The following is a 26,389-nucleotide window of genomic DNA, read 5'->3' as shown; positions in this document are numbered from 1 at the left end:
TTTGCCAGTATGGTGGCGTTCCATGATGCGCGTCCCGGTCCCCGCCCGGCTGCGTCAAGCCGTGCGTTCGTGGTTCGACTCCCGTTACATCTCCGTCGCCGACCACCGGCAGGACATCCGGGACGCGCTCTGGGAGGTCCAGACCCTGCGCAGGGAGATGGCCACCCTGCACGGCGAGGTCGAGCGCCTGCGTGACGCCCGCCCGCCGCTGATCACCCCGCTGATCGACAAGGCCAAGCTGGACGACGCGCACCGGCTGGCGCAGGAGACCGCGAAGGCCCTCGACGGCGTGCTCCAGAACGAGGTGCTCGTCTGGCAGGCCGTCGACGACCTGAGAGCCCGCGTCCCCGGGGCCGCCGAGGGGGGCCGGCCGTGCGCGTGACCTGGTCCGGCGGCGAGCTGACCTTCCGCCTCGACCCCGAGGACGAGATCACCGGCAGGGCGGCCGACGACCACCCCGTCAAGCTGGCCACCAACTCCTGCTCGATCGGCGGCGTGCCCGCCGACGCCCACCCCGACCTGTTCGCCGTGGCCGCCTGGACGATCGTGGCGCCCTGGACCAGGCGGCGGATCACCTTCGACCGGGCCGTCTCCGCGGAGGTGGCCGGAGCCCTGCACGACGGCTGGGGCATCGAGGCCGGGCCGGTCGGCGCCGAGCCGCGCCGGGCCGGGGACAGGCTCGCCATCTCCTACAGCGGCGGCGCCGACTCCGTGGCCGCGGCGGCCATCCATCCGTCGGCGCCGTTCGTGCACTTCCGCCGGGTGCCGCATCCGAGGGTGCCCAACCGGTGGACGCACTACCGCTCCGACGTGCTGGCCAAGCTCGCCGAGCGGACCGGCCGCGAGCTCACCACCGTCACCTCCGACCTGGAGTTCACCCTCGCCGAGCCGCGTCCGGGCTATCCGGAGCACCACGCCGTCGCGGCGGGGGCGCTGCTGCTGGCCGACCGGATGAACCTCGGCGGCCTGGGCTTCGGCTATGAACTCGGTTCACGCTGGCTCGGCGGCGACCGTTACTTGTTGCGGTTCACGCCTGACAACCCCATGTGGGCGCCGCACGGCGCGTGGGGCCGGTTGTTCGCCGCCGCGGGCGTGCACATCGTGCTCCCGGTCGGCGGCGTGAGCGAGGCCGTCACCATGCGGCTGGCCCTGAACTCAGAGCTCAAGGACCAGGTGCGCTGGTGCCTGCGCGGCACCGACGGCCCCTGCCGCACCTGCGGCAAGTGCCTGTACAAGGAGCTCATCCAGGCCGCCGTCGAGCGCCGTCCCCTGGACACGCCCGTCACCGCCGACCGTCCCGTGGCCCGCAAGTGGCTGCAGCCGCCGCCCTACGGCGGCCAGGAGATGATCGAGTACGGCCTGGCCCGCGTCCCCGGCATCGAACGGTCCCTGTTCGCCAAGGCCCTCGACCACTTCGAGGCCACCGAGGAGTCCACGAGCTGGCTCGACCACTGCTACCCGCCGGCGATCGAGGAGATCCCCGAGCCGTGGCGGACGGAGGCGGCCGCCTTCCTGACCTCCAAGGTCGGTCTCATGACCGAGGCCGAGGTGCGGCGGGTGGAGACGTGGGGCGCGTGACCGTCCACGGGACGGATCCGGTGAAGTACGAGGAGTTGACTGCGTGAAGGTTTATCTGTCGGTGGACATGGAGGGCGTGACGGGGTTGACCGACCCCGAGGAGATGCACGCCGGCAAGCGCGGCTACGACCGCGGCTGCGAGCTGATGACCGCCGACGCCAACGCCGCCGTCGAGGGCGCGTTCGCGGCCGGCGCCGGGTCGGTGCTGGTCAACGACGCGCACGGGTCCACCAAGAACCTGCGGATCGACCTCCTGGACCCGCGGGCCACCCTGATCAGGGGGCCGGGCAAGGCCCAGCGCATGGCCCAGGGGCTCGACGGCACGTTCCAGGCAGCGTGCTTCGTGGGCTACCACGCCAGGGCCGGCGTCCAGCACGGCGTGCTCAACCACACGTGGATGGGCAAGGAGATCCAGAACGTCTACCTCAACGGCGAGCTGTGCGGCGAGACCCGGCTGGTCGCGGCGTGCGCGGGCTTCCACGGCGTGCCCGTGGTGCTGGTGACCGGGGACGAGGCCGTCGGCGAGGAGGCGCGCGAGCTGCTCGGCGACGTCGAGACGGTCGCGGTGAAGAAGGGGATCGACAAGTTCTCGGCCGAGTTGCTGCCGCCGAGCGTCGCCCAGGCGAAGATTCGTGAGGCCGCCGCTCGCGGGCTTTCCAGGTTGAGCGACTTCACGCCCTACCGGGTGGAGGCGCCGTACACGCTGGGGGTGGAGTGGAACTCGACCGCCATCGCGGCGGCGGTGGCGCTGGTGCCCGGCGTGAAGACCGTCGGCTCGCGGCACATCGAGTTCACCACCGACGACTTCCGCCAGATCATGGCGTTGCTCGGGATCTTCGCCACCATCGGCGGCCAGGTGGCCTGCGGCAGCGGGCCCTACGGCTGACATGTCGGTTACTGCTGACCTAGGGAGCGGGTGACGGTGGAAGGCGCGGCGCTGACCCGGCGGGGGCTGCTCGTCGGGATCGGGGCGGTGGGCGGCGCGGGCGCCATGTACGCCGCCATGGGCGCGCTCGGGCTCGCCCCCTCCGAGCAGGACAAGGAGTTCGCCGCGCCGCGCCCCGGCGACTTCTCCCTGCGCGGCAAGGGCGCGGCCAAGGTGGTGATCCTCGGCGCTGGCGTGGCCGGACTGACCGCCGCGTACGAGCTGGGCAAGGCCGGTTACGACTGCACCCTGCTGGAGGCCAGGGACAGGGCCGGCGGCCGGAACCTCACGCTGCGCGGCGGCGACCGCCTGACCGAGCTGAACGGCCCGGCCCAGGACGTCAGGCTCGGCGAGGGCGTCTACTTCAACGCCGGGCCCGGACGCATCGCCCCCTGGATGGTCACCCTCGACTACTGCCGCGAGCTGGGCGTCCCGATCGAGACGTTCGTCAACAACAACGCCTCCGCGTACGTCCACACCAACGGCAGGACCGTGCGGGCCCGCACCGCCCGAGCCGACATGTACGGATATGTCGCAGAACTGCTGGCCAAAGCCACAAATATCGGTGCGCTCGACAAGGCGGTCACCGCCGACGACCGGCAGCGCCTGCTCGAATTCCTCCGCCGGTTCGGCGACCTGGGGCCCAAGCTCGACTACGAGGGCTCATCCCGGCGCGGGTTCACCAAGTACCCGGCGCTCGACACCGGAACCCCCGTCCCGCCCCCCGGCACCCTGCACGACGTCCTGGCCGCCGCCACCGGCCGCGCCATCACCAACGACTTCGGCTACGACATGGCCACCCCCATGTTCCAGCCGGTCGGCGGCATGGACGCGATCGTCAGGAAGCTGACCGAGGCCGTCGGGGCCGACCGCATCAGGACCGGCGCCAAGGTCACCAGGATCACGACCCTGGACGACGGCGTCGAGGTGACGTACAGCGGCGGCAGCGTCAAGGCCGACTACTGCGTCGCCACCCTCCCCCCGCACCTCCTCGCCAAGATCCCGCACAACCTCGGAGCGCAGATCACCAGCGCACTGAGCACCCCCATCCCGATCGCCGCCGGCAAGATCGGCCTGGAGTACGGCAGGCGCTGGTGGGAGCTGGAGGACCGCATCTACGGCGGCGTCACCGAGACCGACCTGGACATCACCCACATCTGGTACCCCTCCCACGGCTACCACTCCGAACGCGGCCTGATCGTCGGCTACTACAACACCGAGCAGAACGCCGAGCTGTACGGCTCCCTCACCCCCGAGGACAGACGGCGCAAGGCGCTCACCCAGGGCAGGAAGATCCACGGCGACAAATACCGTCAGGACCTCCTGTCCAGCGTCTCCATCGCCTGGCACCGTCAGGAGCACATCCAGGGAGGCTGGATGTACTGGCCCTCCTTTGATTCGTCCTTCACTCTTCTGCAACGCCCCGCCGGAAGGGTTTACTTCGCGGGCGACTGGCTCACCCACTTGATCGCCTGGCAGGCAGGCGCCATGGAGTCGGCCCGCAGCGTCGTCACCCTGCTGCACCAGCGGGTGTTGCAGTCCACGTGACGTCGCACGCTGCTTCCGCGACCGGCATAGGGTCGGTCGGGGAAGAGCGATCGAGGAGACGAGGATGACGTTGCACTGGGTGCCCGCGACCGACCGTGGTGACCTGCTGGCCGAGCCGGTGGCGCTCGCCGTCCCGGGCATCGAGGGTGCCGAGGTGACGGAGATCGACCCCGACCTGGCCGACACGGCCGCGTTCTGCGAACGCTACGGCGTACGGCTCGACGAGTCCGCCAACTGCGTGGTCGTGGCCGCCAAGCGCGGCGGCGAGACGCGCTACGCCGCCTGCATGGTGCTCGCGACGATGCGTGTCGACGTCAACGGCGTGGTGCGCAGGCACCTCGACGCCCGGAAGGCGAGTTTCGCGCCGATGGCCGACGCGGTCGAGCTGACCGGCATGGAGTACGGCGGCATCACGCCGCTCGGGCTGCCCTCCGACTGGCCCGTCCTGGTGGACGAGCACGTCGCCGCCCATCCCAGGGTGGTGATCGGCAGCGGCCTGCGCAGGTCGAAGCTCGCCGTCCCGGGCGCCACGCTGGCCGGGCTGAAGGGCGCCGAGGTCCTGTCCCTGACCACCTGAAGGCGCCGAAGCCGAACTGAAGCCAATTCGAGACCGTTGGATGGGAAACCGATGAGGCCGTATCGGACGTTGTACGACTGGGAATGTGGCCTCATGGTTCATCTCGTGGGCGGGGATTAAGCCGGTATGGTGCTTCATGCCATGAACGATGACCGACTAGGCCCTTACCGGCTGCTCAGGCGGCTCGGTGAAGGCGGGATGGGCGTTGTCCACCTCGCTGTCGACCCTCAGGGCCGGCAGGTGGCGGTCAAGGTCCTGCGCGGAGAGGTCGCCGGTGACGAGGTCGCCAGGCGGCGGCTTTCGCGCGAGGTCGAGACCATGCGCCGGGTCCGCAGCAAATTCATTGCAGAAGTGGTCGATGCGGACGTAACCGGTCATCGTCCCTACATCGTCACGCGTTACGTGCCCGGCCGTCCTCTCGACGAGATCGTCAAGGACGACGGGCCGCTCGACCTGCCCGCGCTGGTCCGGATCGCCCATGGCGTGGCCTCGGCGCTGTCGGAGGTCCACTCCGTCGGCGTGATCCACCGCGACCTCAAGCCGGGCAACGTGCTCATCCTCGACGGCGAGCCCGTCCTGATCGACTTCGGCATCGCCCAGGCGGTCGACGCGACCCGGCTGACCCAGACCGGCATGTTCATCGGCACGCCCGGCTACCTCGCGCCCGAGATCATCGAAGGCCAGGAGGCCGGCCCCGAGGTCGACATCCACGCCTGGGCGGGCACGCTGCTCTACGCCGCCACCGGCCAGCCGCCCTTCGGCAAGGGCACGCTGGAGATGATCTTCTACAACATCACCGCCGGCAAGGCCGACATCAGCGGCGTGCCGTCCGAGCTGCAGCCGCTGCTCAAGGCGGGCTTCCAGCGCAACCCGGCCAAGCGTCCCAAGGCCGCCGACCTGGCCGAGCAGACGGCCCGGATGTTGCCGAGGCCGCCGCTGGGCGGGCCCGACGAGATCTCCACCGTGCCGCGGCCCGACGCGCCCGAGGACTACCCGACCAGGCGGGCGCCGTTCGTGGGGGAGAAGCCCTCCTACGACGTCTCCACGCCGCCGATGACGCCGCGCCGGCTGATCGACGGCCAGGAGCAGCCGGTCCAGCCGCCCGCCGACCCGCACTTCGTCTCGCTGCTGCCCAGCCAGGGACCGCCCGCCCAGGGGCTGCCCGTTCAGGGACCGCCGGCCCAGGGGCTGCCCGGCCAGGGGCTTCCCGGCCAGGGCCTGTCCGGGCAGGGCCTGGCCGGACAGGGCGCCGGGCCGGCCGACCACGGCGCGGAGCTGCCGGGCGCGGGTGACCCGTGGCCGACCCGCCGGGTGTCGCCGGAGGAGCTTCGCCAGATCCAGCGCGAGGCCGGGCCCAGCCAGCCCTGGCCGCAGCAGCAGCCCCCGCTCCACCCCCAGCCGCAGCCGCACGTCGACCACCACGAGGCCGACGTGCCCACCCGGCGCGTACGCCCGGACTCGGCCGAGTTCGGCCGGCTCAGCTCCGGCCCCCAGCCGGTGGACCACGGCCGGTACGCCGCCGGCCCGGAACCCGTGAACCACGGCCGCGCCAACGCCGGCCCCGAAGCCATGGACTACGGACGGGTCAACGCCGGCCCGGACGCGATCGACTACCGGCGGGGCAACGCGGCGGCCGAGCAGCACGACTACGGCAGGCCGGGCCCGGTGCCCGCGCAGCCGCCGCCCTACATCCCGGTGCAGCAGCAATATCCGCCCCATGACCCGCAGGCCGCTCACGAGCCGTACAACCCGGGCGCGCGTCCGGGGCAGACGTTGCAGCGCTCGAAGGCGTACGGGGTGGCGAGCGCGATGTTGCTGATCCTCATGATCGTGGCGGCGGTGACGGCGCCCGTCCTGGTGGCGGTGGTGGCGATCCCGATCGCCGTGCTGCTGCGGGCGGCCGACCTGGCCCAGCCGGCCTTCAACGGCCGCAGGCCCGCCGGCGCCGCCGCGCTCGACGTGCTCAGGGTCTTCGCCCGGCCGCAGGCGCTGGCCAAGTCCGTCGGCATCACGCTCGCCCTCGTCCTGTACGCCCTCATCCTCGGCCTGCCGGTGACGCTGCTGCTCAGCGTGGTGGTCAAGATGGACTCGGCCAACGCCCTCGCGTGGGGCGCCGCGGTCGCGCTCTGGACCCTCTGCGCGGGGCCGGGCGTCGAGGGCCCGGGGCGGCAGATGCGCAGAACGCTCTCATCGCTCGTACCCTCGAGAACAGCGGCCATGGTGATGGCGGGAGTGCTGGCGGTGGGCGCCGCGCTCTCGCTGATCCTCGCCTATGGCACGTTCGGGGACACGCCAAGGGGGAGTGTATGGAGTCCGCTGGACGTCACACCCGTGACGAAGCAGCTCACCAGCCTGAAGGGCGGCTGAGCCGAGGAAGGTGGCGATGAGCATCCAAGCGCCGGAACGCCTCGGCCCCTACCGCATCGTCAGAAAGATCGGCGAGGGCGGCATGGGGGTCGTCCACCTGGGTCTCGACGGTGAGGGCCGCGAGGTCGCCATCAAGGTGCTCCACCCGCACGTGGCCGCCGATCTCAAGGCCCGCGACCGGCTCACGCGCGAGGTCGAGACCATGCGCCGGGTGCGCAGCCCGCACGTCGCCGAGGTCATCGACGCCGAGCTGGTGGGGGGCCAGCCCTACGTCGTGACCCGCTTCGCCCCGGGCCGCACGCTGGAAGAGACCGTGCTGAGCGATGGCGCTCTGGAGGCGCGGCAGGTCATCAGGCTGGCCCAGGGGCTGTGCCAGGCGCTGGTCGCCATCCACGCGGCCGACGTGATCCACCGCGACTTCAAGCCGTCCAACGTCATGCTGGTCGACGGCGAGCCGCTGGTCATCGACTTCGGCATCGCCCACCTGGTGAACGCGACCCGGCTGACCCAGACCGGCATGTTCGTCGGCACGCCGGGCTACCTGGCGCCCGAGATCATCCGCGACAGCGACATCACCCAGGCGGCCGACGTGCACGCGCTGGCCTCGACGGTGTTCTTCGCCGCCACGGGCGCGCCGCCGTTCGGCACCGGGACGTTCGAGGCGGTCTGCTTCAACATCATGGAGGGGCGGGCCCAGCTCGACCGGGCGCCCGCGTGGCTGCGCGGCTGGTTGTCGCGCGCGCTGCGGGTCGACCCCACCGCCCGGCCGAGCGCGCAGGAACTGCTGCGGATGGCCAGGGAGCTCGACCCGTCGGTGACCACGTTCAACGAGTTCGAGGGGCCGACCGGCACCAAGCGCATCGGCAGCGGCACGCGCGCCATGGACACGTTCTCCGACCTGCTGCCGCCGGTCGAGTACCGCAAGGCCGCGCCGCCCCCGCCACCTCCGCCGCCCGCGCGGCGCGACGAGCGGCCGCCGCCCTACGTGCCCGCGCCGACGTCGGCGCGCCCGGTGCCGCGCACCGACCAGCGCGTGGCGGGCTACCCGGCGCCGCCGCCGCAGCCGCGCCCCTACACGCCGCCGCCCCAGCCGCGCAGCCACGTGCCGCCGGCGGAGCGGAAGAGGTATCTGTTCGGCGCCCAGGTGACCGGGCTGCTGCTGCTGGTCACGCTGGTGGCGCTGACGGTCATGATGCCCGTCGTGGTGGGCGCGGTGGCCGTCGCGCTGGCGGTGGTGCTGCGCGTGGGCGAGTACCTGTTCGGCGACATGGTCAAGCGCCGCCAGATCCGCGGCAGCAGCTCGGCCGATCCGCTGCTCGCGCTGGTCGGCACGCCGTGGGCGCTGGTCAAGGCCGCGCTGGTGACGCTGGTCCACGTGCCGCTCGCGCTGCTGTTCGGCGCGTGCGTCTGGGGTGCGCTCCACTGGGCCGGCGGCATGGGCACCAACCAGGCCGCCGCCTTCGCCGCGGGCGCGTTCGCCGGCGGTCTGTTCGTGCTGCCGGGCGGCGGCGCGCCGCGCAAGGCCGTGACCCGCACGCTCACCGGCGTGCTGCGCAGCCCCGGCGCCGCGCTGGTGGCGGTCGTCGCGGTGGGCACGGCGGCGCTGTTCGCGGCGATGTTCGCGCTCGGCCAGGACCCGGTCTGGGCGCCCTGGCGGGCCCCGCAGAGCGTGATCGACGGCCTGGCGAGCGACGCCAGGCAGAGCACGATCGGGCTGATCACCGGTCTGATCGAAAGTCTGCTCGACGGACTGGGGTTGGGCTTCCTGACTCCGTGGTCCTGAGTGTCCCCGTCGGCGTGGCGGGGGAGAGATGAGGTATGAGCGAGCGCCTCGGCCCCTACGAGCTTCTCTCCCGGCTCGGCGCGGGCGGCTTCGGCGAGGTCCATCTGGCGCTCGACGCCCAGGGGCGCACGGTCGCGGTGAAGGTGCTGCATCCGCACGTCGCGGCCGACGGCCTCGCGCTCGGCCGCCTCGACCGCGAGGTCGAGACCATGCGCCGGGTCGGCGGTCCGCACGTCGCCGAGGTGCTCGACGCCTCCCTCGACGGCTCCAGGCCCTACCTGGTGACCCGCTACGTCCAGGGCCGCCCGCTCAGCGCCGTGCCCGTGCCGGTCGCCGACCTGGCCGCCCTGGCCTCGGGGCTGGCCGACGCGCTGCTCGCCATGCACGAGTCCGGGGTCGTCCACCGCGATCTCAAGCCGGCCAACGTGATGATGAGCGAGGACGGCCCGGTCGTCATCGACTTCGGCATCGCCAGCGCGCTCGACTCGCTGTCGGTCACGGCCTCGGGCGCGGTCGTCGGCACGCCCGGCTACCTGGCCCCGGAGATCCTCGAAGGCGGGAGCGCGGGCGTCGAGGCCGACGTGTTCTCCTTCGGCGCGACGCTGGCCTACGCCGCCACCGGGCGGCAGCCGTACGGGCAGGGGCCGGCCTCGGCGGTGGCCTACCGGGTGGTGCACCACCCGCCCGACCTGGAGGGCGTGCCGGAGTGGCTGGCGCCGCTGTTACGCGAGTGCCTGTCCACCGACCCCGCCGCGCGTCCCACGGCCGCGCGGATCTGCGCCCGGCTGGGCGTCGCCGCCGTCCCGCACGTACGCCCGGCCGGTCCCCGTCCCTCGGCCACGGCGGCGGGTCCCCGGCCGGCCGACGACATGAGCACGAGAGAGTGGCGGCCGGGCGACAGCCGTCGCAGGTCGGTCGAGGAGTCCAGGGCGCGGCACCGGGAGAAGGTGCGCAGGCGGTGGCTCATCGGCTCGGGCCTGTTCGTGTCGCTGCTGGCGGCGGCCGCCCGCGGGCCGCTGCCGGAGGTGGCGCTCTTCCTGCTGGCCGCCTACGCGCTGGGGGTGGTGAGCGACGCCGGGGTGGCGCTGTTCTCGCGGGGGCCGTTCCGGCGGAGCCGGATGGTGACCGACCTGGTGAGCGTGGCGGGGGTGGTGGGGCTCTGTTTCGGGCTCGCCGCGGTGTTCAGCACGTTCACACTGGCCCTGTTCGCGGGTACGGCCCTGGTGGTGGGCATCGTGTTCCTGTTGTCCGCCTGACTTCCCCATGGGGGCGGTCGGACCGTACCGAATAAAGTTCGGTATGGTGGGAACGGGAGGGATTTTCGCGGGAACCGCTGGTTTGCGCGTAAGCTACCCACGGGTAACATGACCGCGGGAGCCAGGGCACGACTCTGACCCACCCCGTGTCAGGAGCCCGTCGGGAACCTGGCAGTCTGGTCAGCATTGCATTCGGCGCCTATCGCAGCGACGCGGTGGGCGCACGCGAACACGGGAGGTCGGCCACCGGCCATGAACATCGTCGTCTGCGTGAAGCAGGTCCCCGATACGGCGACCGAGCGCAAGCTGCGGTCCGATGACAACACGCTCGATCGTGACGCCGTCGACGGCGTGGTCAACGAGCTTGACGAGTACGCGGTCGAGGAGGCGCTGAAGCTCAAGGAGGCGCACGGTGGCGAGGTCACCGTGCTCACCATGGGCCCGGGCAAGGCCACCGAGACCATCCGCAAGGCCCTGGCCATGGGCGCCGACAAGGCCGTCCATCTGAGCGACGACGCGCTGCACGGCTCCGACGCGCTGTCCACCTCGTACGCGATGGCCCAGGTGCTCAAGAAGATCGGGTTCGACCTGGTCGTCCTGGGCTCCGAGTCGACCGACGCCCGTACCGGCGTGCTGGCCGCGATGCTGGCCGAGCGCCTGGGCACGGCCCAGCTCACCCTGGCCAACAAGGTCGAGGTCGAAGGCTCCTCGATCAGCGTCCAGCGCATCACCGACTACGGCTACGACAAGGTCCAGGCCACGCTGCCGGCCGTCGTGTCCGTGGTCGAGAAGATCAACGAGCCGCGCTACCCGTCCTTCAAGGGCATCATGGCGGCCAAGAAGAAGCCGGTCGAGACGCTGGCCATCGCCGACGCCGAGATCGACGCCGCCCAGGTCGGCCTGGGTGCCGCCTGGTCCGAGGTGGTCGACTTCGCCGCCGCGCCGCCGCGCGCCGCCGGCACGATCGTCAAGGACGAGGGCGACGGCGGTTCCAAGGCCGCCGACTTCCTCGCCTCCAAGAAGTTCATCTGAGAACGGGGGTTTTACTGATATGTCGGAGATTCTCGTTCTCGTGGAGCAGGTCGAAGGCGAGGTCAAGAAGGTCACGCTCGAACTGCTGACCCTGGCCCGCTCGCTCGGCACGCCCGCCGCCGTCTGGGCCGGCCCCGGCCTCGGCGACGCCGCCAAGGCCAAGCTGGCCGAGTACGGCGCCGAGAAGATCTACGACGCCGCGTCCGCCGACATCGTTGACCACGTGGTGGCGCCCAAGGCCGAGCTGCTGGCCCAGCTCGTCGCCGAGAAGTCGCCCGCCGCGGTGCTCGTGGCCGCCACGGCCGAGGGCAAGGAGGTCGCCGGTCGCCTGGCCGTCAAGACCGACTCCGGCGTCATCACCGACGCCGTGGGCCTGTCCGAGGGCTTCGTGGCCGACCAGTCGATCTTCGGCGGTGGCGTCAACGTGCACTCCAAGGTGCGCAGGGGTACCCCGATCGTCGCCGTACGCCCGAACTCGACGGCCCCGCAGGCCGCCGCGGGCGCCGGGGCCGTCGAGGAGGTGTCGGTCGCGCTGAGCGAGGCGGCGAAGGCCGCCCGCATCGTCGAGCGCGTCAAGCAGGAGAAGGGCGCCAGGCCCGAGCTGACCGAGGCCGCGATCGTGGTCTCCGGCGGCCGGGGCGTGGGCTCCGCCGAGAACTTCTCCGTCATCGAGGGCCTGGCCGACGCGCTGGGCGCGGCCGTGGGCGCCTCGCGCGCCGCCACGGACGCCGGCTGGTACCCCCACCAGTTCCAGGTGGGCCAGACGGGCAAGACGGTCTCGCCGCAGCTCTACATCGCGGCCGGGATCTCGGGCGCCATCCAGCACCGGGCCGGAATGCAGACCGCGAAGACCATCATCGCGATCAACAAGGACCCGGAGGCGCCGATCTTCGAGCTCGCCGACTACGGGGTCGTGGGCGACCTGCACCAGGTCGTCCCGCAGCTCACCGAAGAGGTCGGCAAGCGCAAGTAGCGTCGAACGGAAGCGGCGCCGCACGACGTGCGGCGCCGCTTCCGCCGTCTCAGGCGGACGCGCTCCGGGTGCGGGCCGGGTACATGACCCCCGAGGACGCCCGCCGGCTGGGCGGAGCTGTTGGGACGACAGAGGTCCTATGCGGCGACCTTCACCGGCTCCCGCACGGGAACGGCTCCGAACACCGGCGCCTCCCGCCGGGGCAGGAACCGCGACGCCACCGCGATCAGCACACCCAGGACGACCGCGATGCCGAGCGCGCCGCGCAGCGAGGTGGCGTCCGACAGGAAGCCGATCACCACCGGGCCGAGCAGCAGGCCCGCGTAGCCCATGGCGCCCGCCTGGGCGATGGCCGGTCCGGGGGCGTCGGTCGCGGTGCCCGCCAGGGACAGCGTCAGCGGCGCGATCGTCGCCACGCCGAGCCCGACGAAGAACATCGCCAGCACCGCCACCAGCGCCGCCGGGGCCATCAGCACGACCGTGAAGAACCCGGCCGTGGCCACGCCCGACACGGTCAGCATGCCGCGCACCCCGTACCGGGAGCGCAGCCGGTCGCCGGTGAGCCTGGCCAGCAGCATGCCGGCCTCGAACACCGGGTAGCCGAGCGCGGCCAGCGCCTCGGGGGCGCCGAGCTCGTTGCGCATGTACAGGCCGTTCCAGTCGGCGACCACGCCCTCGACCATGAAGGCGAAGAACATGATGGCGCCGAGCAGGTAGATGATCGCCGGCATGCGGTGCCGGGCCGTGCGCGCCGCCTCCGTCGCCGGGGCCTCCGGCAGGTACGTACGGCCGAGCAGCACCGCGACCGGCAGCGAGACCAGGGCGACCAGCGCCAGGTTGGCGGTGAACGACAGGCCGGCGGCGATCGACACGCTGCCCAGGGCGCCCGCCGAGATCGCGCCGACGCACCAGCCGGCGTGCATGCCGTTCATCAGCGGGCGGCCGTACGCCTGCTCGACGGTGGAGCCCTGGGCGTTCATGGCGACGTCCACGGTGCCGAAGGCCATGCCGAAGAACGTGGCGGCCACGATGAGGAGGGGGAGGTTCGGGGCGAAGGCGACGGCCAGCAGGCCGATCGCGGTGAGTGGGGCGCCGATCCGCAGAACCGCCCTGCTGCCCGCGCGGGCCATGATCCGTCGCATGGACTGCATGGTCACGAGGGCCCCGAGGCCCCATGCGAGGAGCACCGCGCCGACCGTCGACTCGGACAGGCCGAGTTTGTCGGTCAGGGCGGGGATGCGCACGGTCATCGTGCCCACCATCAGGCCGCCAAGGACAAAGGTGAGGATCGCCCCGTAGCGGGCCGTCCTCAGGTCGCGGGTCATAAGGCACACCTCTCACAAGATCGTTCGGTCGTCACAAATCAGGCGCTCCCCGCGTGGGGGCGCCTGGAAGATTCGGGGGGACAAGAACTCGAAGGGACAAGAACCACCGGCCCGACGCGCCGGCCCGGCTCGTGTTGAGGCGGGCCGTGGCCCGCCGAGGCGTTGACCGGCCCGAAGCCGACCGCCCTGAGTCGGCCGACTCAGAGCGAATGGCTGTTCGGGGGGTGGTGCGGCTGGGGAGGGCGGCGGTTCGGGGTGGGCCGGTTGGGGGCTCGCCTCGTGTCGCCTGGCGACCGTGCCGGGTCCTTGGCGGCGCCCGCTTCAGGCGGGGCCGCTCAGAAGCGGACGGCCCGCCCGAGTCGGCTCACCGGCCAGGCCGGCTGGTCCGCGCCCCCGAGCGTCTGGTCCGCGCCCCTGATCGGCTGGTCCGCGCTCCCGAGCGTCTGATCCGCACTCCTGGTCGGCTCGTCCGTGCCATCCGAGCGGCTTGTTCGTGCCGCCTGAGTGGCTCGTTCGCGCCGCTCGACCGGCCCCCGGCGCCCCGGTCTACCGTTTGCTCGGGGCGAGCCCGTTCGTCCGGCCGGTACGGGCCGGACGGGCGAGGACGGCGGGCGTCGCCGAGGCGTCAGGTCTTGAGGGTGGGCGGCTGGAAGCCCGGCGACAGGGGTCGTGGGAGCGCGTCATCGTCATCGCGAGGCCACCCCCATCCGTTCCAGTCCACCGGGAAAAGCTCCGGCGAAGGAGCTCCGACACCTGAACCAGAAGTGACCCCCGCGCATTCCCGGGGCGGGAGTGACCCGCGACACGTAGCGGCGCGAAGGTCAGCCGGGTTTGAGCAGGGCTCTCAGGCGGGTTTCGAGGGCCCGCAGGTCGGCCTCGGAGTTGAGCTGCGGGTCATGGCTCGCCACGTCCCACAACCCCTCGCACGCCAGCCGGACGATCTGCGCGGCCAGCGGGTCGGGCTCGTCGCCCAGCCCCTCCCGGTGCCATCGGGACATCGCCTCCCGCAGCGGCGCCAGCAGGAAGAGGTTGCCCGACGCGCCCGTCACGACCGCCCATCTTCGGAGCCGCCCCGAGCGCACGGCGACCAGCGTGGCCCCGAGGTACCGCTCGGTGTACGTGCCCTGCGGCTGAGCGGCCATCAGCTCGTCGAACTCTTCGATCAGCCGTTCGACCATGCCCTTGATCAGGGCCTCTTTGGTGCCGAAGTGGTAAAGAAGGCCGCCCTTGCTCACCCCGGCCCGGTCGGCCACGGCGGACAGCGTCAGCGCGGCCGACCCCTGGTCGCACAGGAGGTCTTCCGCCGCGTCCAACAGCTCGTCCCTTCGCATGCCTCGACTGTACCGTCCGGACGGTACAGTGGCAAACGAGATACCCTGATCTGGTGACACGACCGTCGGCCTATCTTGATCATGCGGCGACCACGCCCATGCTGCCCGAAGCGATCGAGGCCATGACGGAGCAACTCAAACGCGTCGGCAACGCCTCCTCGCTGCACGCCGCGGGCCGTCAGGTGCGCAGGGTCGTCGAGGAGTCCCGCGAGACCATCGCCGACGCCCTGGGGGCCCGGCCGAGCGAGGTCGTGTTCACCTCGGGCGGCACCGAGGCCGACAACCTCGCCATCAAGGGCCTCTACTGGGCGCGCAGGCCGCGCCGGCGCATCCTGATCAGCTCCGTCGAGCACCACGCCGCCCTCGACCCGGCCGCGTGGCTGGCCGAGAGCCAGGGCGCCGAGGTCGAGCTGCTCGACGTCGACGAGTACGGCCGGGTCCATCCCGACACGCTGCGCGCCGCCATCGAGCGCGCCCCCGACGACGTCGCCATGGTCAGCGTCATGTGGGCCAACAACGAGGTCGGCACGATCCAGCCCGTCCACGTGCTGGCGGCCATCGCCCACGACCACGGCGTCCCGTTCCACACCGACGCGGTGCAGGCGATCGGGCAGCTCCCGGTCTCCTTCGCCGACTCGGGCGCCGACGCCCTCACGCTCACCGGCCACAAGGTCGGCGGGCCGATGGGCGTGGGCGCGCTGCTGCTGGCCAGAGGGCTGACGCCGGTGTCGGTGCAACACGGCGGAGGCCAGGAGCGCGACGTGCGCTCCGGCACCCTCGACGCGCCCGCCATCGCGGGCCTCGCCGCCGCCGTGCGGACCGCCGTCAAGGAGCAGGAGGCCCTGGGCCGCCGCCTGACGGCGCTGCGCGACGAGCTCATCGAGCGCGTCCGTCAGGCCGTCCCCGACGTCGTGCTCAACGGCGACCCGGCCGGCCGGCTGCCCGGCAACGCCCACTTCTCCTTCCCCGGCTGCGAGGGCGACGCGCTGCTCATGCTGCTCGACGCCAAGGGCGTGGAGTGCTCGACCGGCTCGGCCTGCTCGGCGGGCGTGGCGCAGCCTTCGCACGTGCTGCTCGCGATGGGCGCCGACGCGGCGGCCGCGCGCGGCTCGCTCAGGTTCACCCTGGGGCACACCTCGACCGGCGCCGACGTCGACCGCCTGATCGAGGTGCTGCCCGCAGCCGTCGAACGCGCCCGCAGGGCCGGGCTCAGCTGAGGAACGGGGAGACCGCGGCCCAGGCGGGGTCACTGCCCACGTCGATCCGCGGCTCGCCCTCCTTCCAGCTCGCGATCAGCTCCTCGACACGGGTCGCCGCGTCGGAGTCCGGGTCGGCGTAGAGGTGGACGACCCGGTGCCCGGCGGCGCTCAGCTGCGCGGCCAGCAGGGCGTCGTCGCGCAGCTCCAGCAGGCGGGCGGCCAGGCGTTCCTCGAAGTCGCGCAGCGCCGTCAGCGACTCGCCGGCGGGCAGGCCGTCGTCGTCGCGGTGGGCGTACGGGAGGGTGATCTCGATGTGCTGGTCGAACAGCGGGTGGTCGACGGGCCGCAGCGGGAAGCGCGCGACGGCGACCAGCGACGCGCCCTCGCCGGTCCGGCCTTCGAGCGACAGCCACTCCTCGTCCTGGTGGTTCGAGGCCAGGTCGGCGACCACGGCGGGCAGGTGGACGGCGGCGACCGCGTCGATCGGCTGGAAGGTGGCGGGCGTGATCTCGCCCACCCATCTGGCCACGTCGTCCTCGCCCAGCAGCCAGTCGAGGGCGAGCAGCGTCGCCTCCAGGCGGGTCTCCTCGTCGAGCTCGCTGAAGATCGGGTGGTAGGCGGCCACGTCGACCCGCGGCTGGTTGCGCGGCACGCGCAGCCCGAACGCCAGCTTGTCGAGGGCGAACTCGAACCCGCCCACGTCGAGCGTCAGCTCCAGCGCCTGCGGGTTGGCCCGCCGGGACGGATGGAACTCCCACAACAGGTCGGCCGGCGGCGCCGCCTTCGCCCAGCGGTGGGCGAGCGAGCGCAGCTCGGCGTCGCCGGCCGCGGTCACCACCAGGGCGTGCGCGGCGTTCCTGCCGGGCGCCACCTCCCAGACCAGGTCAGGATGGAGCGCGCCCACGGCGGGGGCGAGCAGCTCCTCGATGCCCTCGGCCGCGCCCGCGGCCACCAGCGGGTCGAGCCGCGGCCTGGCCTCCTGCCACCACGCCCAGAACCCGGCCACGCCGTCGCCGGGCCGGTCGGCCTCTTCCTCTGCGTCCTTGCGCCCGAACAGTCGCATGCGCTGAATCCTTCCAGACGGAGCCGATGGCCGCGCACTCCCCGCCGGACAGTACGCTGGAACGGTCATGGGACTGCGTGTGCTTGCCGCCATGTCGGGCGGCGTCGATTCCGCCGTGGCCGCCGCCCGGATCGCCGAGGCCGGTCACGACGTCACTGGTGTGCATCTGGCCTTGTCGGCCAACCCCCAATCCCACCGTACGGGCGCGCGAGGCTGCTGCACGGTCGAGGACTCCCGCGACGCGCGGCGGGCCGCCGACGTGATCGGCATCCCGTTCTACATCTGGGACATGGCCGAGAGGTTCCAGCGCGACGTGGTGGAGGACTTCGTGGCCGAATACGCCGCGGGCCGCACCCCCAACCCGTGCCTGCGGTGCAACGAGAAGATCAAGTTCGAGGCGGTGCTCGACCGGGCGCTCGCCCTCGGCTTCGACGCCGTCGCGACCGGCCACCACGCCAAGCTGTCCGACGGCGTGCTGTCCAGGAGCGTCGACCAGGGCAAGGACCAGTCGTACGTGCTGGGGGTGCTCACCCGTGAGCAGCTCAGCCGCGCGATCTTCCCGCTCGGCGGCTCCACCAAGGCCGAGGTGCGCGAGGAGGCCGCGCGGCGCGGCCTGACCGTCGCCGACAAGCCCGACAGCCACGACATCTGCTTCATCGCCGACGGCGACACGCGTGGCTTCCTGGCCGGCCGGCTCGGCGCCGAGGAGGGCCCGATCGTCGACCAGGAGGGCGCGGTGGTGGGCACCCACCAGGGCGCCCACGGGTTCACGGTGGGCCAGCGCAAGGGCCTGCACATCGACCGTCCGGCCGCCGACGGCAGGCCGCGTTACGTGTTGTCGATCGAGCCGGTCTCCAACACGGTCACGGTCGGCCCGCGCGCCGCGCTGGAGGTCACCTCGATCACCTGCGCCCGCCCGGTCTGGAACGGCCCGTCCCGCTCCGACGACCTGACCGTGCAGCTCAGGGCCCACGGCGAGGTCTACGGCTGCCGCTTCGAGGAGGCCGAGGGCGGCCTGCGCATCGACCTCGACCGCCCGGCCACCGGCGTCGCGGCGGGCCAGGCGGCCGTGCTCTACTCGGGCGACACGGTCATCGGCTCGGCCACCATCGTCTCGGCCGCCTAGGGCAGCGTCACCGACTCGCCGACCTTGAGCCGGCGCATGTCGGCGCCCTGCTTGTCCGACTCCAGCTCCAGGTAGGTGTCCACCAGCGACAGGCCGATGTCGTTGAGCAGGCCGTCATGCGTGGAGAACGCGCGGGCCGGGCGCAGCGTCCGCAGGTATTCGACCATCTCGCTGAGCTTCATCCAGGGGGCGTTGGTCGGCGCCAGCAGGGTGGGCACGTCGACGCCGGGCAACGTGAGCGCGTCGCCCGGGTAGAACACCTCGTCGTCCAGCATGAAACCGACATTCTGGACGACAGGCGCATCGGGGTGGTTCTTGGTGTGCCACTCGCCGAACGCCTTCACCTGGAAACCCGCCGCGTCGAAGGCATCGCCGTGCCGGACCACCTGGACCTTGACCGGCACGTCGGTCAGCTGGGCCGCGACGCCCTCGCACGTCCAGACCTCGACCCCGGCGGGAGCGGCCTTCAGCTTCTCGATGTCGAAGTGGTCGAAGTGCTGGTGCGTGATGAGCACCGCGTCGACCCCGTCGAGCACCGGCTCCTGGGAGAAGGTGCCCGGGTCGATCACCAGGACCTTGCCGTTCTTCTCAAGGCGTACACAGGCGTGCGTGAGTTTGGTGAGCTCCATTCGGCAGAGCCTACGCTTGTGGTCATGTCTACGTGGGAAGCCACCGGGGTCGGGTCGCATCCGGGTGAGGATCATTTTGAGGCGATCCGTGTCGTGTTCGGCGAGGTGCCCGGCCTGCCGTACCTGCCAGAGCTGCCGGCCCGCGGGGTCGGCGCCGACATGATCGGCAGGACGGCCGGGCTGCTGGTCGACCTGCCGGCCGAGGTGCAGCCGTCCGGGTGGCGGCTGGCCGACCGGCCGGGCCGCGACCACCGGCGGGCCGTCGACCACCTGCGCCGCGACCTCGACGGGCTGGAGGAGGTCGCGCACGACTACTCCGGGCCGCTCAAACTCCAGGTGTGCGGGCCGTGGACGCTGGCGGGAGCCCTTGAGCTGAAGTTCGGCGACAAGATGCTCTCCGACGCGGGGGCCGTGCGCGATCTGGTCGCGTCGCTGGCCCAGGGGGTCGCCGACCACTGCGCCGAGGTGCGGCGGCGGCTGCCCGGCGTCACCGAGATCGTGTTGCAGCTCGACGAGCCGGGGCTGCCGGGCGTGCTGGCGGGCACGGTCCCGACCGCGTCGGGGTTCGGGCGGCTCGCGGCGGTCGAGGAGTGGCGGGTGGAGGAGTCGCTGCGGCTGTTCCCCGATCCGGTGGTCCACTGCTGCGCGCCCGGGGTGCCCTACGCGCTGCTGAGGCGGGCCGGGGCGCGGGCCGTGTCGGTCGACGCGTCGCTGCTGCGCCGCCGGGACGACGACGAGCTCGGCGAGCTCTTCGAGGCCGGGATGGGGCTGTTCCTGGGCGTCGTGCCGGGCCGGGACGTCGCGCTGCCGGACACCGGGGTGGTCGCCAGGCCCGCGGTGGAGCTGTGGCGCCGGCTCGGGTTCGCCCCCGACGGGCTGGCCGCCAAGGTCACGCTGACGCCCGCCTGCGGCCTCGCCGGAGCCTCTCCCCGCTACGCGCGGGCGGCCCTGGCGGCGTGCGCGAAGGCCGCCCGGGTGCTCAAGGACGATCCGGCAAGCGGGATGCAAGGCGGCTGAGTACCGTCCGGGCCATGACTGTTCGCGCTCTGGCCGTCGGTGCCATCATGCTGATCGCGTCCGCCTCGATCGCCGTCCCCGCCGGCGCCTCGGCCAACCCCGAGGTCTGGAGCTGGGGGTCGATCTACTCCGCCGACCGGGCCGGGAAGGCCAAGGGCAAGGTCCTGCTCGACCGGCCCGGGTTCGTGGTCAGCGGCAGGCTGTACGACTTCCCGGGCCGTACGGGGTGCTCGTGGCTGCAGTTCCGCTGGGTCGAGGACGACGGCGGCAAGGGGCACAAGACGTACCGCAACTGCTCGGGCACCCGGCCGCTGGAGTTCTCGGTCAAGACCGGCTACATGCTCTCCATCGAGGGCCGGGTCTGCCGGGGCACGGCAAGGAAGATCACCGGTAACTGCTCGGTCTGGGAAGGCGTCTGGGCCCAGGGCGGATGAGCCGGCGAGTCGTTCCTGTCGGGGCCCGGCGGTAGCGTTTGCTCAGCGTGTCGGACGTGGAAGGAGACCCAGCGTGAGCGAGCGTGACACCGAGGTCGGGGGCGTGCCCGTGGCCGCGCTCAAGCGGCATGCGGAGCTGAGCGAGCTGGTCGAGGACGCGCGCTGGCGCTACTACGTGCTCGACCAGCCCACGGTCAGCGACGCGCAGTTCGACGAGTGGTTCCGCGAGCTGCTGACGCTGGAGGAGGCCCATCCGGCGCTGCAGACGCCCGACTCGCCCACCCAGAAGGTGGGCGCGCCGGTCACGGGCGACTTCGCCAAGGTCAGTCACCTCAACCGCATGGAGAGCCTCGACAACGCCTTCGACCAGGCCGACATGGCCGCCTGGACGGCCCGCGTCGAGCGGCTGGCCGAGCGCGACCCGGGCCCCTACCTGTGCGAGCTGAAGATCGACGGGCTGGCCATCGCGCTCGTCTACCGCGACGGCAAGCTGGAGCGCGGCGCGACCCGGGGCGACGGCCGCGTCGGCGACGACGTCACGGCCAACGTCCGCACGATCAAGGGGGTGCCCCACCGGCTCAAGGGCGAGGGCGTGCCGAGCCTGGTCGAGGTGCGCGGCGAGGTCTACATCCCGGTCGAGGGGTTCAAGCAGCTCAACGAGCAGCTCGTGGAGCAGGGCCGGCAGCCGTTCGCCAACCCGCGCAACTCGGCGGCGGGCACGTTGCGGCAGAAGGACGCGCGGGTCACCGCGCAGCGCCCGCTGCGCATGCTCGTCCACGGCATCGGCGTCTGGGAGGGCTCGGCCGTGCCGCGCGCCCAGTCGGAGGTCTACGAGCGGCTGCGGGAGTTCGGGCTGCCGGTCAGCGACCTGTTCAAGGTGGTGCCCGGCCTCACCGAGGTCGACGAGTTCATCGAGCACTACCGGGCGCACCGGCACGATCCGGCGTACGAGATCGACGGGGTCGTGGTCAAGGTCGACGACTTCCGTACCCAGCGGGAGCTGGGGTCCACCTCGCGGGCGCCGCGCTGGGCGATCGCCTACAAATACCCGCCGGAGGAGGTCAACACCAAGCTGCTCGACATCCAGGTGGGCGTCGGGCGCACCGGCCGGGTCACGCCGTACGCGGTGATGGAGCCCATCGTGGTCGCGGGCTCGACGGTCGAGCGGGCCACGCTGCACAACGCGGCCACGGTGATCAAGAAGGGCGTGCTCGTCGGCGACACCGTGGTGCTGCGCAAGGCGGGCGACGTCATCCCCGAGATCGTCGGCGCGGTCACGGCGTTGCGCGACGGGTCCGAGCGGGAGTTCGTCATGCCGACCCACTGCCCCGAGTGCGGCACCGAGCTGGCCTACGAGAAGGAGGGCGACGCCGACCTGCGCTGCCCCAACGCCCGCGGCTGCCCCGCGCAGATCCGCGAGCGCCTCTACTTCGCGGCCGGGCGGCGCGCGCTCGACATCGACGGGCTGGGCTACGTCGCGGCGACCGCGCTCACCCAGCCGGTGCCGCCGCAGGAGCCCGTCCTGCGTACCGAGGCCGACCTGTTCGACCTGACGATCGAGCAGCTCATGCCCATCCGGTCGGTCGTCCGCGACCAGGACACCGGGCTGCCCAAGCTCGACCCCGAGACCGGTGAGCAGAAGGTCGTCTCCCTGTTCTCCAACCTCGACGGCGGGCCCAGCCAGGCCGCCCGCACGCTGGTCGACGAGCTGGCCCGGGCCAAGGCGGCGCCGCTCGCCCAGGTGCTGGTCGCGCTGTCGATCCGGCACGTCGGGCCGCCGACGGCCCGCGACCTGGCCGACTCCATGAGGTCGATCGACGCCATCATGAACGCCTCGGAGGAGGAGCTGGCCTCGGTCAAGGGCATCGGGTCGCGTGTGGCGGCGACGATCCGGGAGTGGTTCGAGGTCGACTGGCACCGGGAGATCGTCGAGAAGTGGCGGGCCGCCGGGGTGCGGATGGACGACGGTCCCGCTCCGGAGAAGACGGAGCCCCAGATTCTGGAGGGGCTGACGTTCGTGGTCACGGGGACGCTGGAGGCGTACACGCGTGACACCGCCTCCGAGGCGCTGACCGGCCGGGGCGGGAAGGTGGCCGGATCGGTGTCGAAGAAGACGTCGTTCCTGGTGGCGGGGGAGAACGCCGGGTCGAAGTATGACAAGGCGGTCAGTCTGAAGGTGCCGATCCTCGACGAGCAGGGGTTCGAGGTGCTGCTGACGGAGGGCCCGGAGGCCGCCGCCCGGGTGGCGGTCACCGAGGAGACGTAAGGGAACCGGGGAGCCGTAGAGGAGTCGGGGACCTGCGGAAGGAGTCGGGGATGCGCGGAAGAGTCGGGGAGATGTAGGGGAAGCGGGGATGTGGAGCAGGGCCGGGGAAGCCTGGAAGGGCCGAGAAGGCACTGAGATCGGGCCGGTTCGCCCTTGCGCCGGGGCTCGTGTTCGGTGACCTCGCGGATGCGGCCCCGGCCGGCCGGGGATCAGGATTGTGTACGGACTGTCGATGGCCGCGCTACCCATAGTGGTTTTTGGGTATATGTCGGAAACGAGAAGTGACGGAACGTACGCGCTTGGTTTCGCGAAGTGGGGTGAAGGTCGTACCCTCCCATAGTGACCTAATGGGGGTTCTGTTACCGATGACTGACCCAACCGACACCCGTGACACCGGACCACGCGTCGGCACGCCGCTCTGGGCGTTCCTCGCGGGCATCACCGTGATCGGCTTCACCGCGCTGGTCGTGGCGCTGCTCCGGCTCGATCCGGTCGCGCTGGCGGAGCTCGCCCGTACACCGCTGTTCTGGGTGCTGGCGGTTCTGGTGGTGCTGGGCGAGCTGCGGCCCGTCATGGTGTCCTCGGCGACCGCGGTCGGCGGCACGTACCCGTCGACCATGTTCACCTTCGCGGTGCTGCTGCACTTCGGGCTGTCCACCGCCGTGCTCATGCAGGCCGTCGCCATCGCCATGAACGGCGTCGTGACGCGCAAGGCGTGGCACCGGGTCATGTTCAACGTCGCCCAGTCCACCCTCGCGCTCACCGCCGCCGCCGTGGTGCTCGGGCTGTTCGGCGTCGTGCCGGGCCCGGCCGTGCCGTGGGTGCCCAGGGGGGCCGACCTGCCGGCGATCGTGCTGGCCGGGGTGGCCTACTTCGTCACCAGGGCCGCGCTCGTGTCCGGGGCGGTCGCGCTGCACGAGCGGCGCTCGATCGTCCGCGTGCTGCGGGTCACCGCCGGGCCGCAGGGGCTCGTCTACACGGCGTTGCTGGGCCTGGCGCCGCTGGTCGTCGTGGTGATGGACCATTCGCCCGCTCTCGTGCCGCTCTTCGTCGCCCCCCTCGCCGCCGTCTACTTCACCGCCACGCTCTCCATGCGCCGCGACCACCAGGCCATGCACGACGAGCTGACCGGCCTGCCCAACCGCAAGATGCTCATCGTCAGCACGGAGGAGGCGCTGGCCGAGTCCCGCCAGGACGAGCGGGTCGGCCTGTTCCTCCTCGACCTCGACCGGTTCAAGGAGGTCAACGACACGATGGGCCATCCGGTGGGCGACCGCCTGCTCCAGATGGTGGCCCACCGGCTCACCCATTCCGTACGTCCGGGCGACGTGGTGGCCAGGCTTGGCGGCGACGAGTTCGCCGTGCTGCTGCCCTCGATCAGGGACGCCAACGCCGCCAGGGAGGTGGCCGCCAGGCTGCGGGCCGCCCTGACCGAGCCCGTACGCCTGGAGGGCATGAGCTTCGACCTCGACGGCTCGGTCGGCATCGCGCTCTATCCCGACCACGCCCCCGACTTCGAGCTGCTGCTGCAACGCGCCGACGTGGCCATGTACCTGGCCAAGGAGGGGCGTACCGGGGTCGAGCTCTACCAGCCCGACAAAGACCGCAACTCGCCCGAACGGCTCAACCTGCTGGGCGACCTGCGCCGCGCCATCGACAACCGCGAGCTGCAACTGCACTACCAGCCCAAGGTCGGCCTGACCGGCGGCGCGGTGACCGGGGTGGAGGCCCTGCTGCGCTGGCGCCATCCGGTGCACGGGCCGATCCCGCCGTCGGACTTCGTCCCGCTGGCCGAGCAGACGTACCTGATGCGCCAGCTCACCGAGTACGTCGTCGAATCCGCGCTGGAGCAGGCCGCCCGCTGGTGGCACACCGGCCTGCAGGTGCAGATCTCGGTCAACATCTCCGCTCGCGACCTGCTCGACGCGGCGCTGCCCGAGCAGCTGGAGGTGGGCCTGACCCGCTACGGCCTGCCGCCCGCCGCCATTCAGCTGGAGGTCACCGAACGCATCCTGACCGGCGACCAGGCCTACACCCAGGAGACCATCAAGGCGCTGGCCGCGCTCGGCGTGCCCCTGTCCCTCGACGACTTCGGCACCGGCTACTCCTCGCTGATCAGGCTCCAGCGCCTGGCGGTCTCCGAGGTCAAGATCGACGCCTCGTTCGTCCGCCGCATCGCCGACTCCGAGGACGACCACCGCATCGTCCGCTCGATCGTCGACCTGGTGCGCTCGCTCGGCCTGCGCTCGGTGGCCGAGGGCGTGGAGTGCGACGCGGTCGCCGTGCGCCTGGCCGAGATGGGCTGCGACCTGGGCCAGGGCTGGCTGTTCTGCCAGCCCATGCCGGCCGCCGAGGCCACCGCCTGGCTCGTCGACCGCTTCACCCCGGCGCCCGGCATCGAGTACGGCTACCAGTCAGAGGTCACCCAGACGGCTTGAACGATTACAGGACTGTACTTCGTCGAAGTATACTTCGTCGAAGTTGATTTCGATGTCCTGGAGGCCCAGTGATCCCGAAGCCGAAGCGGATCTTCGCGCGAGACTTCGAGTGGCGGGCGCTGTCCGATTTCGTCGAGCGTCGCACCTCTCGTCCGCAGATGGGCGTCGTCAGCGGAAGGCGCCGCCAGGGCAAAACCCTCCTGGTCGCCTCCATGGCCCGCGAAACGGGCGGCTTCTATTTCGGGGCGTCGGAGGCCACGGAGAGGGAGTCGCTGAACCTGTTCGCGGACGCGCTGAGCCGCCACCTCGGGGCGCCGCCGATCCATTTCGCGACCTGGGACGATGCGATCAGGCACCTCTTCGCCATCAGCGCCGAGCGACGCGAGCTCATGGTGATCGACGAGTTCCCCTACCTCAGCAGGGCATCGCCGGCGCTGCCCTCGATCATCCAGCGGGAGATCGATCGCGCCGTCTTCGACGAACTGCCCGTGTCGCTGCTGTTGTGCGGCTCGGCGATGTCCGTGATGGGCCGGCTCCTGGCGGGCAACGCGCCGTTGCGCGGCCGGGCTTCCATGGAGCTCTCGGTCCGGCCGTTCGACTACCGTCTCGCCGCCCGGTACTGGGGGATCACCGACCCGCGGCTGGCCGTCCAGCTGCATGCGGTGACCGGAGGAACGCCCGCCTACCTGCCCTTGGTCAACAACGACAGGCCGAAAGGCCTCGGTGACTTCGACGACTGGGTGCGGCGAACGGCGCTGCGGTCCACAACCCCGCTCTTCAGGGAAGCTCGCTACGTCCTCGAAGAGGAGACGGAGACGCGGGACTCCATGTACAAGTCCGTCCTGGCGGCGGTGGCCACGGGGAACAGCACACGAGGCGGAATCGCGAACTATGTGGGGCGCAAGGCGGCCGACATCGGTCATCACCTCAACGTGCTGGAGGACAGCAGCCTGCTGCGGAGAGAGCCGGACGTCTTCCGTCCCTCACGATCGGTGTACCGCGTGTGCGAGCCGCTCATCCATTTCTACGAGGTCGTCATGCGGCCGCAGTGGGGGTTGCTGGAGAGCGGCCTGGCCACCAACGCCTGGGAGAACGCCAAGGCCAGTTTCAGCGACCAGGTGCTCGGCCCGCACTTCGAGGAGATGTGCCGTCAGTTCCACCTGCTGGAACTCGAGGTCCTGGGGAAGTCGCCGGGCGAGATCGGGGCCGGGGTCGTCGTCGATCCCGTACGGCACGAGCAGATCCAGATCGACGTCGCGGTCTTCGCACCCGCGATGCGCGGCGAGCGCAAGCGGGTGTTGTCGCTGGGCGAGGTGAAATGGGGCAAGGTCATGGGGCCCCGGCACGTCGCCCGGCTCAGGAGGGCACGAGACCTGCTCGACGCCAAGGGATTCGACGTGCGGGACGCCAAGCTGGTCTGCTACAGCGGAGCCGGCTTCGACCCCGCACTGGCCCAGGAGAGCGACGTGCTGGCGATCGGCCTGAAGGAGCTCTACGGGTGAGTGTGTTTCCGGCGGGTTAA

At 71.7% G+C, this 26,389-nt stretch carries 21 protein-coding genes; 17 read left to right on the top strand and 4 right to left on the bottom strand.

Annotated elements, in window-relative coordinates; all coding sequences use genetic code 11:
* Nucleotides 1-22 precede the first annotated feature (22 nt).
* From ACIA8R_RS10925 to ACIA8R_RS10880, 10 genes are all read left to right on the top strand, one after another.
* The gene (locus ACIA8R_RS10925) at nt 23-382 is read left to right on the top strand and encodes a hypothetical protein (RefSeq protein WP_357697512.1); all 360 of its coding nucleotides are present in this window, start codon (nt 23-25) and stop codon (nt 380-382) included.
* Nucleotides 373-1,578: a DUF6395 domain-containing protein gene (locus ACIA8R_RS10920; protein ID WP_364085231.1), complete on the top strand. Its 1,206-nt coding sequence runs from the start codon at nt 373-375 to the stop codon at nt 1,576-1,578. The genes ACIA8R_RS10925 and ACIA8R_RS10920 overlap by 10 nt, the downstream gene beginning before the upstream one ends.
* 43 nt (nt 1,579-1,621) lie before the next feature.
* Nucleotides 1,622-2,464: a M55 family metallopeptidase gene (locus ACIA8R_RS10915; RefSeq protein WP_364085228.1), complete on the top strand. Its 843-nt coding sequence runs from the start codon at nt 1,622-1,624 to the stop codon at nt 2,462-2,464.
* Nucleotides 2,465-2,494: 30 nt separating this feature from the next.
* The gene (locus tag ACIA8R_RS10910; protein ID WP_397037878.1) at nt 2,495-4,051 is read left to right on the top strand and encodes a flavin monoamine oxidase family protein; all 1,557 of its coding nucleotides are present in this window, start codon (nt 2,495-2,497) and stop codon (nt 4,049-4,051) included.
* Nucleotides 4,052-4,115: 64 nt separating this feature from the next.
* On the top strand, nt 4,116-4,628 hold the full coding sequence (locus tag ACIA8R_RS10905) for a YbaK/EbsC family protein (RefSeq protein WP_357697520.1): 513 nt from the start codon (nt 4,116-4,118) through the stop codon (nt 4,626-4,628).
* Nucleotides 4,629-4,754: 126 nt separating this feature from the next.
* Complete coding sequence (locus ACIA8R_RS10900) at nt 4,755-6,995, top strand: serine/threonine-protein kinase (RefSeq protein WP_397037876.1); 2,241 nt, start codon at nt 4,755-4,757, stop codon at nt 6,993-6,995.
* A 16-nt stretch (nt 6,996-7,011) separates the two neighbouring features.
* A complete protein-coding gene (locus ACIA8R_RS10895; protein ID WP_397037874.1) occupies nt 7,012-8,778 on the top strand; it encodes a serine/threonine-protein kinase in 1,767 nt (588 codons plus the stop codon).
* A 35-nt stretch (nt 8,779-8,813) separates the two neighbouring features.
* Nucleotides 8,814-10,034 (top strand): serine/threonine-protein kinase, encoded by a 1,221-nt coding sequence (locus ACIA8R_RS10890; protein ID WP_397037872.1) that lies wholly within the window; start codon nt 8,814-8,816, stop codon nt 10,032-10,034.
* A 252-nt stretch (nt 10,035-10,286) separates the two neighbouring features.
* The gene (locus ACIA8R_RS10885) at nt 10,287-11,066 is read left to right on the top strand and encodes an electron transfer flavoprotein subunit beta/FixA family protein (protein WP_357697526.1); all 780 of its coding nucleotides are present in this window, start codon (nt 10,287-10,289) and stop codon (nt 11,064-11,066) included.
* 19 nt (nt 11,067-11,085) lie between these two features.
* On the top strand, nt 11,086-12,039 hold the full coding sequence (locus ACIA8R_RS10880; RefSeq protein WP_397037870.1) for an electron transfer flavoprotein subunit alpha/FixB family protein: 954 nt from the start codon (nt 11,086-11,088) through the stop codon (nt 12,037-12,039).
* A gap of 137 nt (nt 12,040-12,176) precedes the next feature.
* Here ACIA8R_RS10880 and ACIA8R_RS10875 read toward each other — a convergent pair whose 3' ends face one another.
* Both ACIA8R_RS10875 and ACIA8R_RS10870 read right to left on the bottom strand, forming a co-directional pair.
* Complete coding sequence (locus tag ACIA8R_RS10875) at nt 12,177-13,364, bottom strand: MFS transporter (protein ID WP_397037868.1); 1,188 nt, start codon at nt 13,362-13,364, stop codon at nt 12,177-12,179.
* Nucleotides 13,365-14,185: 821 nt separating this feature from the next.
* Nucleotides 14,186-14,695, bottom strand: coding sequence for a TetR/AcrR family transcriptional regulator (locus ACIA8R_RS10870; protein WP_357697532.1), 510 nt, complete (start codon nt 14,693-14,695; stop codon nt 14,186-14,188).
* Nucleotides 14,696-14,748: 53 nt separating this feature from the next.
* On the opposite strand from ACIA8R_RS10870, the gene ACIA8R_RS10865 reads away from it, so the two are divergent.
* Nucleotides 14,749-15,912 (top strand): cysteine desulfurase family protein, encoded by a 1,164-nt coding sequence (locus ACIA8R_RS10865; protein WP_397037866.1) that lies wholly within the window; start codon nt 14,749-14,751, stop codon nt 15,910-15,912.
* On the opposite strand, the gene ACIA8R_RS10860 is transcribed toward ACIA8R_RS10865, so the two are convergent.
* Nucleotides 15,905-16,957: a DUF695 domain-containing protein gene (locus tag ACIA8R_RS10860; RefSeq protein ID WP_397037864.1), complete on the bottom strand. Its 1,053-nt coding sequence runs from the start codon at nt 16,955-16,957 to the stop codon at nt 15,905-15,907. The two genes, ACIA8R_RS10865 and ACIA8R_RS10860, sit on opposite strands and share 8 nt — an antisense overlap.
* A gap of 67 nt (nt 16,958-17,024) precedes the next feature.
* Between ACIA8R_RS10860 and mnmA the strand changes: the two genes are divergently transcribed.
* Nucleotides 17,025-18,083: a tRNA 2-thiouridine(34) synthase MnmA gene (gene mnmA, locus ACIA8R_RS10855; protein ID WP_397037862.1), complete on the top strand. Its 1,059-nt coding sequence runs from the start codon at nt 17,025-17,027 to the stop codon at nt 18,081-18,083.
* On the opposite strand, the gene ACIA8R_RS10850 is transcribed toward mnmA, so the two are convergent.
* Nucleotides 18,080-18,712, bottom strand: a complete 633-nt coding sequence (locus ACIA8R_RS10850; protein ID WP_364085202.1) for an MBL fold metallo-hydrolase — start codon at nt 18,710-18,712, stop codon at nt 18,080-18,082. The two genes, mnmA and ACIA8R_RS10850, sit on opposite strands and share 4 nt — an antisense overlap.
* Nucleotides 18,713-18,736: 24 nt before the next feature.
* Between ACIA8R_RS10850 and ACIA8R_RS10845 the strand changes: the two genes are divergently transcribed.
* The 5 genes from ACIA8R_RS10845 (at nt 18,737) to ACIA8R_RS10825 (ending at nt 26,369) form a co-directional block, all read left to right on the top strand.
* Nucleotides 18,737-19,729 carry a methionine synthase gene (locus ACIA8R_RS10845; RefSeq protein WP_397037860.1) on the top strand — a complete coding sequence of 331 codons (993 nt, stop codon included), beginning with the start codon at nt 18,737-18,739 and terminating at the stop codon, nt 19,727-19,729.
* 14 nt (nt 19,730-19,743) lie between these two features.
* Nucleotides 19,744-20,163, top strand: a complete 420-nt coding sequence (locus ACIA8R_RS10840) for a hypothetical protein (protein WP_397037858.1) — start codon at nt 19,744-19,746, stop codon at nt 20,161-20,163.
* Nucleotides 20,164-20,236: 73 nt separating this feature from the next.
* Nucleotides 20,237-22,429 carry an NAD-dependent DNA ligase LigA gene (ligA, locus tag ACIA8R_RS10835; protein WP_364085193.1) on the top strand — a complete coding sequence of 731 codons (2,193 nt, stop codon included), beginning with the start codon at nt 20,237-20,239 and terminating at the stop codon, nt 22,427-22,429.
* A 365-nt stretch (nt 22,430-22,794) separates the two neighbouring features.
* On the top strand, nt 22,795-24,867 hold the full coding sequence (locus tag ACIA8R_RS10830) for an EAL domain-containing protein (protein ID WP_364085191.1): 2,073 nt from the start codon (nt 22,795-22,797) through the stop codon (nt 24,865-24,867).
* 68 nt (nt 24,868-24,935) lie between these two features.
* Nucleotides 24,936-26,369 (top strand): ATP-binding protein, encoded by a 1,434-nt coding sequence (locus ACIA8R_RS10825; RefSeq protein ID WP_397037855.1) that lies wholly within the window; start codon nt 24,936-24,938, stop codon nt 26,367-26,369.
* Nucleotides 26,370-26,389: the final 20 nt, after the last annotated feature.

This window comes from Nonomuraea sp. NPDC051191 (assembly GCF_044455665.1).
In the GTDB taxonomy this organism is placed as follows: Bacteria; Actinomycetota; Actinomycetes; order Streptosporangiales; family Streptosporangiaceae; genus Nonomuraea.
This window is presented reverse-complemented; position numbering and strand designations above follow the sequence as displayed.

Bases quoted from the DNA above. Each gene is read 5' to 3' on its own strand.
- ACIA8R_RS10850 (WP_364085202.1), bottom strand. From the start codon at position 18,712: ATGGAGCTCACCAAACTCACGCACGCCTGTGTACGCCTTGAGAAGAAC.
- ACIA8R_RS10840 (WP_397037858.1), top strand. From the start codon at position 19,744: ATGACTGTTCGCGCTCTGGCCGTCGGTGCCATCATGCTGATCGCGTCC.
- ACIA8R_RS10880 (WP_397037870.1), top strand. From the start codon at position 11,086: ATGTCGGAGATTCTCGTTCTCGTGGAGCAGGTCGAAGGCGAGGTCAAG.
- ACIA8R_RS10890 (WP_397037872.1), top strand. From the start codon at position 8,814: ATGAGCGAGCGCCTCGGCCCCTACGAGCTTCTCTCCCGGCTCGGCGCG.
- mnmA (WP_397037862.1), top strand. From the start codon at position 17,025: ATGGGACTGCGTGTGCTTGCCGCCATGTCGGGCGGCGTCGATTCCGCC.
- ACIA8R_RS10900 (WP_397037876.1), top strand. From the start codon at position 4,755: ATGGTGCTTCATGCCATGAACGATGACCGACTAGGCCCTTACCGGCTG.
- ACIA8R_RS10885 (WP_357697526.1), top strand. From the start codon at position 10,287: ATGAACATCGTCGTCTGCGTGAAGCAGGTCCCCGATACGGCGACCGAG.
- ACIA8R_RS10860 (WP_397037864.1), bottom strand. From the start codon at position 16,957: ATGCGACTGTTCGGGCGCAAGGACGCAGAGGAAGAGGCCGACCGGCCC.
- ACIA8R_RS10875 (WP_397037868.1), bottom strand. From the start codon at position 13,364: ATGACCCGCGACCTGAGGACGGCCCGCTACGGGGCGATCCTCACCTTT.
- ACIA8R_RS10895 (WP_397037874.1), top strand. From the start codon at position 7,012: ATGAGCATCCAAGCGCCGGAACGCCTCGGCCCCTACCGCATCGTCAGA.
- ACIA8R_RS10870 (WP_357697532.1), bottom strand. From the start codon at position 14,695: ATGCGAAGGGACGAGCTGTTGGACGCGGCGGAAGACCTCCTGTGCGAC.
- ACIA8R_RS10845 (WP_397037860.1), top strand. From the start codon at position 18,737: ATGTCTACGTGGGAAGCCACCGGGGTCGGGTCGCATCCGGGTGAGGAT.
- ACIA8R_RS10905 (WP_357697520.1), top strand. From the start codon at position 4,116: ATGACGTTGCACTGGGTGCCCGCGACCGACCGTGGTGACCTGCTGGCC.
- ACIA8R_RS10925 (WP_357697512.1), top strand. From the start codon at position 23: ATGATGCGCGTCCCGGTCCCCGCCCGGCTGCGTCAAGCCGTGCGTTCG.
- ACIA8R_RS10830 (WP_364085191.1), top strand. From the start codon at position 22,795: ATGACTGACCCAACCGACACCCGTGACACCGGACCACGCGTCGGCACG.